The sequence below is a fragment of the Tistrella bauzanensis genome (assembly GCF_014636235.1).
GTDB lineage: Bacteria > Pseudomonadota > Alphaproteobacteria > Tistrellales > Tistrellaceae > Tistrella > Tistrella bauzanensis.
The window spans coordinates 1-11435 of record NZ_BMDZ01000105.1; the positions used below are offsets into that span (position 1 = coordinate 1).

Sequence of the window (11435 nt, forward strand, 5' to 3'; positions counted from 1 at the left end):
TGTGGAAGCCTGTTGAATCACGCCAAACTATCGTGCGCCAGAGATTCCGATCACCGCGTTAACCTGAACTCGTTGCCCTGGGGCACCACCCGCCATGTCGACCTGCTGGCCGGCGAGGCGCTGTTCACGGTTGCCGATGATGCCGCACGCCCCTTCGTGGTCTCGGCCGGCGCCGGCCAGGCCCGTGCCCTGGGCACGACCTTCTCGATCACCCGCGACGACCAGACCGCGCGGGTGGTGGTGGTCGCGGGGCAGGTGGAGGCGCGCGCAGCCGACGGGGCGGTCGTGGCACTGGAGGCCGGGCAGGCCGTGACCATGGGCCGATCGGTGGCGGGCGCGCCGATGATCGTGGAGCGGGTCGATGCCGCCGCCCTCACCGCATGGCATCGGGGCCGGCTGATCGTCGCCGGCCAGCCGCTGGCCCAGGTTGCGGCGCGGCTGGAACGCGACAGCCGGCTGCGCCTGATCGTTCGCGGCAATACGGCCCGCAACCTGCCGGTGACCGGGGTCTTCAATCTCGATGATCCGGCAGGAACACTTGCCGCCATCACCCGCATCCTGCCGGTGCGCGCCCGGCGGATCGGCCCGCTGGTCATCCTCGACGCCTGACGCGATCCGGGCCTGACGCGATCCGGGCCTGACCCGACCCTGGGCCACGCGACCCGGGCCTGCCGTCAGCCGGTGCATGGCCTGAATGCCGGAACGTTTCGGCCTTAATCCGCCTGTCCGTGAAAAAAATCCGTCACCGCACTGTCGGTTTCGGTGCGTCGGGTCGTCCTGATCATATCAACGTTGCGAATGATCCGCAGTTGCGTGAAGCGGCTGGGATGATCTACAGCGACGACGCATCGGCAGACCTGGACGGAGAACACCATGACGGATCGGAAGATGGGGCGCCCCTGCCTCGACAGCGGGCGCGTGCCCATGATCTGCGCGGCGCTCATCGGCGCGATGATGGCGGTGACGATGCCGGCGCCGGCCTCGGCGCAGGCACCGGCAGCCGGAGACGCGGCCGGGCCGGTGACGTTCTCGATCCCGCCGCAGATGCTCGACCAGGCCCTGACCAGTTTCGCCGATCAGGCCGGGCTGGTGCTGCTGTTCTCAGCGCCCGAGGCGGCGACCATCCCCTCCGACGGTCTCACCGGTACCCTTGGCGTTCACGAGGCGCTGCGCCGGCTGCTGACCGACACCGGCTATGCCTATCGCTTCGTCGATGCGCGAACCGTCACCATCGATCGGATCATGCCGGCAGGCAGCGCGGTGGCGCTGCCCGACATGGTGGTGACCACCACCGCCGCCGGCTATGCGCAGAAGCTGACCGACGCGCCGGCGAGCGTCACGGTGATCCCGCGTGAGGAGCTGGAAAAGCGCCCCTTCCGCTCGCTCGCCGATGCCGGGCGCCATGTCGAGGGCGTGAATGTCGTCGGCGGCGACAAGGGCTCGATCTCGATCCGGGGCATGGAGTCCGGCCATGTGCTGATCCTGGTCGATGGCAAGCGTCAGGAGACCAGCGCCGCCAATCCCAAGGGCGCGAATGCCGAGGGCCTGGCGCAGAACTGGATTCCGCCGCTGGAGGCGATCGAGCGGATCGAGGTCGTGCGCGGCCCGATGTCGACCCTCTATGGGTCCGAGGCGATGGGCGGCGTGATCAACGTCATCACCCGCAAGGTTGGTCGGGACTGGTCGGGCGCCGTCGGCGCCGATTATACCGCCCAGGGCCATGGCAGATATGGCGATGAATGGCAGGGCGACATCTATCTGTCGGGGCCGCTGGTGCGGGACAAGGCGGGCCTTCAGGTCTGGGGCTATGAGAAGCGCCGCCAGGAGGACGAGGTTCTGAACGGCCACGGCCGGTCGCTGCGCCGCAACGGCACCGCCCGGCTGACGCTGACGCCCGACGAGATCAACGAGATCCAGATCGAGGCCGGCCGCACCACCCAGCAGTTCCGCAACCGGCTGGAACGCAGCGGCCAGGAGCGCGAAACCGACTATACCCGCGACCACATGTCTCTGTCGCATGGCGGCAACTGGTCGTTCGGGCGCAGCGATGTCGCGGTCTATCGCGAGGTGGCGCGCCGCGACGGCCCGACTGAGACCTGGAAGCCCAAGACCACCAATCTGGTCGCCGATGCCAAGCTGGTGATCACCGAATTCGACAATCACATCCCGACGATCGGCCTGCAATGGAAGGAGGCGGAACTCGCCTCCGGCGGCTATCGCGGCCGCGCCGACGGCGACCGCACCACCACATCGGTCTGGGAGCGGTCGGTCTTTGCCGAGAACGAGTGGCGGGTGACCGATGATTTCAGCCTGACCGGCGGTCTGCGGGTCGACGACAACGAGTTCTTCGGCGACCACTGGACACCCCGCGCCTATGCGGTCTGGCGGATGGCGCCGGACTGGACCCTGAAGGGCGGCATCGCCAAGGGTTTCAAATCACCGACGCTGGTGCAGATCAACCCCGATATCGGTAACCCGCAGCGCGGTGGCGCGGTCACCTGGGGCAACCCGGATCTGCAACCTGAAGAGAGCGTGAACACCGAGATCGGCCTCTATTACGAAGGCACGGCCTTCTCGGTCAACGCGACCCTGTTCAACACCGACTACAAGAACAAGATCGCCAATACCGGCTCGGCGATCCTGCGCGACGAGAGCGGCGACATCATCTACAGCCCCGATGGTTCCGGCACGCCCTATAGCGGCTATTTCAACATCGGTGAAGCCACCATGCGCGGCCTGGAACTGGCCGGACGCTGGCAGATCGCCAGTGATCTGGCGCTGCGCGGCAACTACACCTTCATCGACTCGGAGATGAACACCAAGGGCGCCCGGTTCCACAGCTACAGCCTTGAGAGCCTGGACGGCGAAAAGCTGGTCGGCGTGCCCGACCACACGCTCAGCCTCACCCTCGACTGGCTGGTGACGGATGATGTCTCGGCCTTCGTCACCGGCGCCTATCGCAGCCGCGAAAGCCGGATCAGCTTCGGTCAGGGCAACACCGCCAGCGACGGCATCGGGTCGATCACCACCTTCGATCTGGGCGGCGCCTGGAAGATCCACCCGGCGCTGTCGGTGAATGCCGCCGTCTATAACGTCACCGATGCCGTGAACGAGCCCGAGGACGGCAAGTACTGGTATGTCGAGGATGGCCGCCGCTTCTGGCTCGGCCTCAGGGCGCGTTTCTGATGGCAACGCAGGCCAGTGGGGCGGGCGAACGCCTGCCCCATACCGTGGCGGTGATCCTGCGGATCATCGCCGCGGTGGCTGTGGGCTATGGGCTGGGCGCGCTGGTCACCATCCTTCTGGCCCGCCATCTGCCGATGCCTGCCCGTGACGCCACGCAGGCCGGGGTCATGGCGGGCTTCCTGGTCCATGGCGGCGTTGTCATCTGGGCGTTCGCCGCCCGCACCACCCTGCGCGCCTGGGGCTGGCTCGCGGTGCTGGCCATCCCGTTGATCCTGGTATGGAGGTTGCCATGAGGGCCGGATTGCGACAATCCATGGCATGGCTGCACGAATGGGCCGGGCTGCTGCTCGGCTGGCTGCTGTTCGCCATTTTCCTGACCGGCACCATCGCCTTCTTCCGCGATGAGGTCACCCACTGGATGCAGCCCGAACTGCACGGGCTGGCAGCCGAGGCCGGATCGGCCGATCGTGGCGTCGCATGGCTGGCGGCCAACGCCCCCGGTGCCGGGGTGTGGATGCTGTCTCTGCCGGGCGAACGCGACCCGTCGCTTGGCCTTGCATGGCGGCCCGAGGCTGCGCCGGCGGGACGGGCCGGCATCCGCCGCATTCAGCTCGACCCCGCCACGGGCGAACCGCTGGCGGCGCGTGACACCGCGGGCGGCGATTTCCTCTACCGCTTTCATTTCGAGCTGTATGGCATGCCGCGCGACACCGCGCGCTGGATCGTCGGCATCGCCACCATGGCCATGTTTGTGGCGATCATCAGCGGCATCATCACCCATCGCCGGATCTTCAAGGACATCTTCACCTTCAGGCCCGACAAGGCCGGCCAACGCGCCTGGCTGGATGCCCATAACGCGACGGCGGTTCTGGCCCTGCCCTTCCATGTGATGATCACCTATAGCGGCCTGGTGCTGCTGGCCGGCACCCTGATGCCCTTCGCCTTCGATGGTCAGCGCGGCGGTGGTGGCGCGCCCCGCTCCACCGAACCGCCGGCGGTTGTCGCAACCGACCCGGCGGCACCGGCGCCGGTCGCCCTGGCGCCATTGCTGGCTGATGCCGAGCGTCGCTGGGGGGCGCCCGCCGGCAGCGTGACCGTCACCGCGCCCGGCCGCGCGGCCGCGACGATCGAGTTGCGGCCCCTGCACCCTGCCGCGCTCGCCAGTGCCGGCCGCGCCGGCGACCGGCTGATCTATGACGCCGCCACCGGGCGGTTGGTCGAGGATGTGCGCGGCGCCGATGGGTTGAGCACGGTCGGCGAGATCAACACCGTCATCGGCGTGCTGCACCGGGCCCGGTTCTCCGAGCCGGCGCTGCGCTGGCTGTTCTTCATCTCTGGTGTCGCCGGCACGGTGATGGTGGCGACCGGGCTGGTGCTGTGGGTGGTGAAGCGCGCCGCACAGCATGCCCGCAATGGTGGCCCCTCGATCGGCTTCCGCATCGTCGAGCGCCTGAACGTCGCCGGCATTGCCGGGCTGTGCCTTGCCACCGCCGGCTATTTCTGGGCCAACCGGCTGATACCGGCCGATCTGGCCGGCCGCGCCGACTGGGAGATCCGCGCCTTCTTCGCGCTATGGGCGGCTGCGGCCCTGCATGCCCTGCTGCGGCCGGTCCGTGCCGCCTGGACCGAGCAACTGGGCGTCACGGCCGGCTTGCTGGTGATGCTGCCGCTGGCCAGTCTGACCGGCATTCTGGCGGGGGATGCCCGGGTGATCGGTTTCGATCTGGTGGCGATCGCCACGGCTGCGGGCCTGCTCCATGCCGCCCGCAGGCTGGCGCGCCCGGCGCCGGTGGCAAAGCCGGCGGCCCGCCGGCGGACAGCCGCCGCCATTGCGGGAGATCGCCCATGACCGCGGCCATGTTCACTTGGCCGGCCTGCATTGCCGCCTGGACCGGGTTTCTGGCCCTGGCACTGGCCATGGATCGGCATCACGACCAGATCCTGGGCGGCCGTCCGCGCCCTGTCCGGCGGCGGGTCTTCACCCTCGCCGGCTGGTCCCTGCTCATGGCCGCCGCCGCCGGCGCGGTTCTGGGCTGGGGCTGGTCGATCGGGCTGGCGGCGCTGTGGGGCGTGCTGTCGCTGGCCGGCGGCGCGCTGGTTCTGGCGCTGAGCCATGCCCCCCGCCGGCTGCCGCGCATCACGCTGGCACTGATCGCCACGATCTGGCTGCCCCTGCTGTTTCTCTGACCGGTCATGTGACGGCGGAACACTCCTGACAGGTGCTGACAGGAGTATGATGATACGATCCGGTGTCATCATCACAAGGTCACGAGGCACTGTCAGATGTCGGCACATCCACCGAGGCTCATATCGCCTGCACCCGTCATCCGCCACTGGATCACCGCCGTCAACACCGGCAACAGCGAGGCGCTGCGTGCCTGCTTCGCCACCGATGCCATCGTCACCGATGGCAGCCGCACGATACGCGGCCTGCCATCGATCGGCGCCTGGGCCGCGCATGAAATCTTCGCGCCCCGGCTCAGCATGCACCCGATCATGGGCCGCGAGCATGACGACGGCAGCGACCAGCTCGTCGACATGCTGGTCGATGGCGATATCGACCGCACCGGTCTGCCCGATCCGCTGATCATGACCCTGCGGTTCACCATCACCGGCGCCCTGATCGCCCGGCTGGTCATCACCCTCAGCCAGCGTCAGTGATCGACGGCGGCGCGGATCGCCTCGGCCCGGATATCCTCGGTCAGCCGGGCGCGCAGCGCGCTGAATTCCGGGCTCGATTTCACCGTGTAATGGCGCGGATGACCCAGCGGCACCGGGGTGATCGATTTGATCCGGCCGGGCCGCGCCGACATGGTGATCACCCGCGCGCCCACGAAGATCGCCTCCTCGATATCGTGGGTGACGAAGATCACCGTCTTCTGCTCGCGCTCCCAAATGCCCAGCAGCAATTCCTGCATCAGGCCCCGGGTCTGGTTGTCCAACGCGCCGAAGGGTTCATCCAGCAGCAGGATCTTCGGGTCGTTGGCCAGCGCCCGGGCGATGGCGGTCCGTTGCTGCATGCCGCCCGACAACTGCTTGGGCCAGTGGTTCTCGAACCCACGCAGGCCGACCTCGTCGATGAAGGCCGCGACTATGTCGCGGCGCTCCGCCTCCGACAGCCCCTTTTCGCGCAGGCCGAAGCCGATATTCTGCGCCACCGTCAGCCAGGGGAACAGGGTATAGGACTGGAACACCATGCCGCGATCGGCGCCGGGGCCGGTGATCACCGCGCCGTCCAGCGTCACCCGGCCGGTGGTCGGCCGGTCCAGCCCGGCCACGATCCTGAGCAGGGTCGACTTGCCGCAGCCCGACGGCCCCAGGATCGAGACGAAGTCATTGCGCGGCACCACCAGGTCGGTCGCCTGCAAGGCCAGCGTCGGTGCACCGCCGCGCACGCCCGGAAAGGTGCGGCTGACGCCCTCGATGATCAGCACGCCGGCGTCATCCGCGGTGGCCGGGGCGCCGGTGCCGGCCGTCATCGCCGGGGCGCTCATGCCAGCCGCCATGCGAACAGGCGGCGGTTCAGCATCTTGAACAGCAGGTCGGAGATCAGGCCGATCACGCCGATGACGATGATCCCGAAAATGATCTGGCCGGTGGCCATCAGCGCCTGCGAATTGATGATCATATAGCCGATGCCCGATGAGGCGCCGATCAGCTCGGCGACGATGACATAGGTCCAGGCCCAGCCCAGCACCAGGCGCAGGGTCTCGGCGATGTCGGGGGCATTGGCCGGCAGCAGCACCCGGCTGACGATGCCCCGGTCGCGCGCGCCCAGGGTATAGGCCGCCTCGACCAGATCGCGGCGGGTGGCACCCACCTGCACCGCCACCATCAGGGTGATCTGGAACACCGAGCCGATGAAGATCACCAGCAGCTTCTGCATCTCGCCGATGCCGGCCCACAGGATCAGCAGCGGCACGAAGGCCGAGGCCGGCAGATAGCGCGCAAACGACACGAACGGCTCAAGCAGCGCCTCGACCGGCTTGTATGCGCCCATGGCGATGCCCAGCGGCACGGCGATGACCGTGGCCATCAGGAAGCCGCCGACCACCCGCCACACGGTCATGCCGATATCGCCAAGGAACCCCTGGCGGAACAGCAGATCCCAGCCATCGGCCAGCATGGTCAGCGGGTCGGCCAGAAAGGTGCGCGACACGAAGCCGCCGAAGGTCGCCGCCGACCAGAACGCGATGAACAGCACGAAAAAGCCGATGCCGAGCAGAACGCGCGTCCGCGGGCTGACGGGCTCGAAGGGTCGGATCATGAGGCAGGGCCTGTCGTTCGAAGCCGCGATGTCACGCCCCGCCCATCGCATCCTGGCGGCGGGCGGGGCGTGATCGAGCGGTTCAGGTCACTGGATGTAGCTGGTGTCGACGATCGCGGCCAGATCAGGCTTCTGCTTGATCACACCGATCTCAAGCAGCAGATCGGCGGCTTCCGCCGAGAAGGTCTTGAACTCGCCTTCAAAGAACGCCTGGTTCGCGGCTTTGTCCTGCCAGCGCAGATGCTGTGCCGAATTGCCGAAGGCCTCGCCCGACTGCTTCACATCGGCGCCCATGATCTCAAAGGCCTTGTCCTTGTCGGCCGCGATCATCTCCAGCGCTTCGAAATAGCTGTCGGCGAGCGCCTTGCCGGCTGTGGGGTTTTCCGACAGGAAGGCCGGCGTGCAGCCCACCGTGTCCATCACCGCCGCGTAATCCAGCGTCGTCGCCAGAATCTTGCCCTTGTCGGGGGCGTTGCGCACGGTGGAAAGATAGGGCTCATAGGTCATGGCGGCGTCGTTCTGGTCGGCGACGAAAGCCTGCGCCGCCGGCCCCGGCTCCATGTTCACCACCCGCACATCCGACATCTTCATGTCGTTCTTGTGCAGCATCCAGGCGAGCAGAAAATAAGGCGACGTGCCGGGCGCCGAGGCCGCAACCGTCTTGCCCTTCAGGTCGGCGAAGCTGTTCACGTCGCCGCGCACCGCGATGCCGTCGGCGCCGAACGACTTGTCCATCTGGAAGATCTGCTTGGCGGCGACGCCATTGGCGTTCCACACGATCCAGGTTTCAACCGTGGTCGCGGCGCATTGGATATCGCCCGAAGCCAGCGCCAGATGCCGGCTGGCCTGCGGAATCTTCTTCAGCGACACGTCCAGGCCGTGCTTCTCGAATATGCCGGCTTCCTTGGCCAGCGTCAGCGGCGCGAAGCCGGTCCAGCCCGACAGGCCCAAGGTCACCTTGATGGTCTCGGCCGATGCCGGGGTCGTGGCAAGCGCCAACGCCCCCGCGGCCATGGCCAGCCCGAATGTCCGACGAAACTGCATGAACTTGGTCCCCCGTGATCTCGCATTGCGCGGTCCCCGACCGGATCACCGCCAGAACGGCCCGGTCACCTGCGCAATCATGTCATCCCTGTCCATCGCCCTGTGCCGCCCATGTCATGGGCCGGCCGGTTTTTCTGCGTAAATTCATAGCAGCACAGCCGCACAGCCTCGTCAATTGCCTATACATATCGCAGCCATTGGCGGTCGCGCGCGGTCAGCCATTGCCGGGGTTGAAATGGCCCACGAACCGATACAGCGCCGCCGGATGGATCAGCCGGACCTGGGTGATGGTCAGCGCGGTCTGGCGGGTCTCGCGATCCAGAACCAGCAGCGCCGACCCCTTGTCGACGCCCAGAAGCCGGGCGGTCGCGGCATCGGCGAGATCGGCGCTGATCACGTGCACGGCATCCGACCACGGCACCTGCTGCAACAGCCAGCGGCCGGGGGCGGTGGTGGTGAAATCGGTCTCGCGGGCATGGGGCACGGCATCCAGCATCACGCTGCGCCGTTCAAGCGCCATCACCACGCCATCGATCTGGTGCAGCCCGTCCAGCCGCAACACCTCGGTGCCGGCGGGCACGGGAAACGCGCTGCCCTCGGCCTCGGCCAGCCGCTCGATGCGCCGCGCCAGCAGCCGATAGGCATAGGACTGCCCGGCGCGCGCGGCTTCCACGGCGAAATCCTGGATCTCCATCACCGTGCGCTCGATCCGCGGCCGCGCCACAAACGACCCCGCCCGCCGCCGCCGCTCGATCATCCCCGCCGCCGCCAGCGCGGTCAGCGCCTTGCTCACCGTCATCCGCGAACAGCCATACACCGCCATCAGTTCATGTTCCGACGGAATCCGGTCGCCCGGCCGCAACTCCCCGTTCAGAACCCGGCGCTCGATATCCCCATAGATCCGCTGATGGAACGACACCGCCGCCTGCCCAGTCACCCTGCCCTCGCCATTCCCCCGGCCGCACCCCGTCGGCCACACGAATAAGCATAGACATATTCAGGGGGGCGGCCAAGGGGCGGGGTGGGTCGTCAGCGGGAAAGGGCGGTGAGGATACGCTCGCGGAGCGAGGTGACTTTCTCGATGTAGAACTCGGCGCCAGCTTCGGTATAGACCTCCAGGGCGCCATCGACGGCTGCCAGAGCCTCCGAAAGAAGGCCACGATCGCTCATGCGTTCGGCCAACGTGAGAAGCGCGATTGCGAGATTGTTCTGGGACATCGCCCAGTCCAGGGGCACACGCTCGCGGGTCCATTCCGTAAGGGAGGCACGATAGGCATCAACGGCCTCCTCCAGCCGCGCCGTGCCGCTCGCGCGCTCGCCAAGCGCCTGAAGCGCAGCGCCGAAATTGTTCTGGGTCAGCGCCCAGTTCAGGGGCACACACTCGCGGGTCCATTCCGTAAGAGCGGCACGATAGGCATCAACGGCCTCCTCCAGCCGCGTCGTGCCGCTCTCGCGGGCGCCAAGCGTCCGAAGCGCAGCGCCAAGATTGTTCTGAGTCGTCGCCCAGTCCAGAGGCACGCGCTCGCGGGTTAATTCCAAAAGGGCGGCACGATAGGCATCAACGGCCTCCTCCAGCCACGCCGTGCCGCTCGCGCGCTCGCCAAGCGCCCAAAGCGCAGCGCCAAGATTGTTCTGGGTCGCCGCCCAGTCGAGGGGCACACGCTCGCGGGTCAATTCCGAAAGGGCGGCACGATGGGCATCGACGGCCTCCTCCAGCCGCGCCGTGCCGCTCGCGCGGGCACCAAGCGTCTGAAGCGCATTGCCAAGATTGTTCTGGGTTCCCGCCCAGTCCAGAGGCACGCGCGCGCGGGTCCGTTCCAAAAGGGCGGCACGATAGGCATCAACGGCCTCCTCCAGCCGCGCCGTGCCGCTCGCGCGGGCGCCAAGCGCCCAAAGCGCATTGCCAAGATTGTTCTGGGTCGCCGCCCAGTCCAGAGGCACGCGCTCGCGGGTCCATTCCGTAAGGGCGGCACGATAGGCATCAACGGCCTCCTCCAGACGCGCCGTGCCGCTCGCGCGGGCGCCAAGCGCCCAAAGCGCATTGGCAAGATTGTTCTGGGTCCCCGCCCAGTTCAGGGGCACGCGCTCGCGGGTCCATTCCGTAAGGGCGGCACGATAGGCATCAACGGCCTCCTCCAGCCGCGCCACGCGGCTCTCCCGGGCGCCAAGCGCCCAAAGCGCATTGCCGAGGCTGTTCGCAAATGCGCCCCGCTCATCAGCATCGNGGCGCCAAGCGCCCAAAGCGCATTGCCGAGGCTGTTCGCAAATGCGCCCCGCTCATCAGCATCGCGCGCACGCTCCAACCCCATCCGACCAAGCCGGATGGCAATCTCCAACGGCAGGCTGGTGCCCCGGTCCCGACCTTCCTCGTAGTGGGCGTTCTGTTCAACAACTAGGGCAGCATAGCGCGCATCCGCATCGCCCGTTTCCAGATCGATGATGCGCAGGATCGTGTCGGCGGCGCGGTCTGCGTCAAGGCGGGTTTTGTAAATGGCCAGCTTGGTGCGCAATGTCGCGATCAGGCCGGTGACGCGGGCCTGGCGCTCGTCGTCGATGTCGGACAGGCGTCGGGTCAGGTCATCGCGTTCGCTGTCCAGGCGATCGATCGCCTCGCGCTCGCGCGCCTCGATCAACGCCACCAGACGAAGCGCCTCGTCGATCTGGGCACCGCCCTCGATCTCGGCCCGCGCGAAGGCAGCCTCGGCCTGCTCCTTCAGATCCACCAGTTCTGGAGACAGGTTGCGCGAGAATTCAAGGGCGTGGATCTGATCGCGCGCGTCCCGCCAGTTGGCGGCGAGCGCAAAGAGTTCACGGGCAATACTCTCAGCCGGCACCTGTTTCTTAAGCACGGTTTCAAGAGGCTGTCGCGCAATGAGCGCGGCGGGCTGGTTTAGCAGGCTGCGGAAAAATCCATCTATCTGGCCCCTTTCCCCGTCTG

Annotated in this window: 11 protein-coding genes; 6 read left to right on the top strand and 5 right to left on the bottom strand. The window is 67.5% G+C overall.

Annotation, left to right across the window (positions count from 1 at the left end):
• Positions 1 to 72 precede the first annotated feature (72 nt).
• The 6 genes from IEW15_RS23780 to IEW15_RS23805 all read left to right on the top strand — a co-directional run bounded on the left by IEW15_RS23780 (position 73) and on the right by IEW15_RS23805 (position 5847).
• Positions 73 to 609: a FecR family protein gene (locus IEW15_RS23780; RefSeq protein WP_188582740.1), complete on the top strand. Its 537-nt coding sequence runs from the start codon at positions 73 to 75 to the stop codon at positions 607 to 609.
• Positions 610 to 873: 264 nt separating this feature from the next.
• Positions 874 to 3186 carry a TonB-dependent receptor gene (locus IEW15_RS23785; protein ID WP_188582742.1) on the top strand — a complete coding sequence of 771 codons (2313 nt, stop codon included), beginning with the start codon at positions 874 to 876 and terminating at the stop codon, positions 3184 to 3186.
• The gene (locus IEW15_RS23790) at positions 3186 to 3479 is read left to right on the top strand and encodes a hypothetical protein (RefSeq protein WP_188582744.1); all 294 of its coding nucleotides are present in this window, start codon (positions 3186 to 3188) and stop codon (positions 3477 to 3479) included. Before IEW15_RS23785 ends, IEW15_RS23790 begins: the two co-directional genes overlap by 1 nt.
• Positions 3480 to 3499: 20 nt before the next feature.
• On the top strand, positions 3500 to 5035 hold the full coding sequence (locus IEW15_RS26165) for a PepSY-associated TM helix domain-containing protein (RefSeq protein WP_268237200.1): 1536 nt from the start codon (positions 3500 to 3502) through the stop codon (positions 5033 to 5035).
• The gene (locus IEW15_RS23800) at positions 5032 to 5373 is read left to right on the top strand and encodes a DUF3325 domain-containing protein (RefSeq protein WP_188582748.1); all 342 of its coding nucleotides are present in this window, start codon (positions 5032 to 5034) and stop codon (positions 5371 to 5373) included. The genes IEW15_RS26165 and IEW15_RS23800 overlap by 4 nt, the downstream gene beginning before the upstream one ends.
• Before the next feature lie 96 nt (positions 5374 to 5469).
• On the top strand, positions 5470 to 5847 hold the full coding sequence (locus IEW15_RS23805) for a nuclear transport factor 2-like protein (RefSeq protein ID WP_188582751.1): 378 nt from the start codon (positions 5470 to 5472) through the stop codon (positions 5845 to 5847).
• Here the strand turns inward: IEW15_RS23805 and IEW15_RS23810 are convergent.
• The 5 genes from IEW15_RS23810 to IEW15_RS23830 form a co-directional block, all read right to left on the bottom strand.
• Positions 5841 to 6665, bottom strand: coding sequence for an ABC transporter ATP-binding protein (locus tag IEW15_RS23810; RefSeq protein WP_188582753.1), 825 nt, complete (start codon positions 6663 to 6665; stop codon positions 5841 to 5843). The two genes, IEW15_RS23805 and IEW15_RS23810, sit on opposite strands and share 7 nt — an antisense overlap.
• An 11-nt stretch (positions 6666 to 6676) precedes the next feature.
• Positions 6677 to 7453 (bottom strand): ABC transporter permease, encoded by a 777-nt coding sequence (locus tag IEW15_RS23815; protein WP_188582755.1) that lies wholly within the window; start codon positions 7451 to 7453, stop codon positions 6677 to 6679.
• Positions 7454 to 7540: 87 nt separating this feature from the next.
• The gene (locus IEW15_RS23820; protein ID WP_188582757.1) at positions 7541 to 8497 is read right to left on the bottom strand and encodes an ABC transporter substrate-binding protein; all 957 of its coding nucleotides are present in this window, start codon (positions 8495 to 8497) and stop codon (positions 7541 to 7543) included.
• Positions 8498 to 8711: 214 nt separating this feature from the next.
• Entirely contained in the window at positions 8712 to 9434 is a 723-nt protein-coding gene (locus IEW15_RS23825; protein ID WP_229708640.1) for a UTRA domain-containing protein, read from the bottom strand.
• A 92-nt stretch (positions 9435 to 9526) separates the two neighbouring features.
• On the bottom strand, positions 9527 to 10645 hold the full coding sequence (locus tag IEW15_RS23830) for a tetratricopeptide repeat protein (protein WP_229708642.1): 1119 nt from the start codon (positions 10643 to 10645) through the stop codon (positions 9527 to 9529).
• Positions 10646 to 11435: the final 790 nt, after the last annotated feature.

Bases quoted from the DNA above. Each gene is read 5' to 3' on its own strand.
- IEW15_RS23785 (WP_188582742.1), top strand. From the start codon at position 874: ATGACGGATCGGAAGATGGGGCGCCCCTGCCTCGACAGCGGGCGCGTG.
- IEW15_RS23790 (WP_188582744.1), top strand. From the start codon at position 3,186: ATGGCAACGCAGGCCAGTGGGGCGGGCGAACGCCTGCCCCATACCGTG.
- IEW15_RS26165 (WP_268237200.1), top strand. From the start codon at position 3,500: ATGGCATGGCTGCACGAATGGGCCGGGCTGCTGCTCGGCTGGCTGCTG.
- IEW15_RS23800 (WP_188582748.1), top strand. From the start codon at position 5,032: ATGACCGCGGCCATGTTCACTTGGCCGGCCTGCATTGCCGCCTGGACC.
- IEW15_RS23805 (WP_188582751.1), top strand. From the start codon at position 5,470: ATGTCGGCACATCCACCGAGGCTCATATCGCCTGCACCCGTCATCCGC.
- IEW15_RS23810 (WP_188582753.1), bottom strand. From the start codon at position 6,665: ATGACGGCCGGCACCGGCGCCCCGGCCACCGCGGATGACGCCGGCGTG.
- IEW15_RS23815 (WP_188582755.1), bottom strand. From the start codon at position 7,453: ATGATCCGACCCTTCGAGCCCGTCAGCCCGCGGACGCGCGTTCTGCTC.
- IEW15_RS23820 (WP_188582757.1), bottom strand. From the start codon at position 8,497: ATGCAGTTTCGTCGGACATTCGGGCTGGCCATGGCCGCGGGGGCGTTG.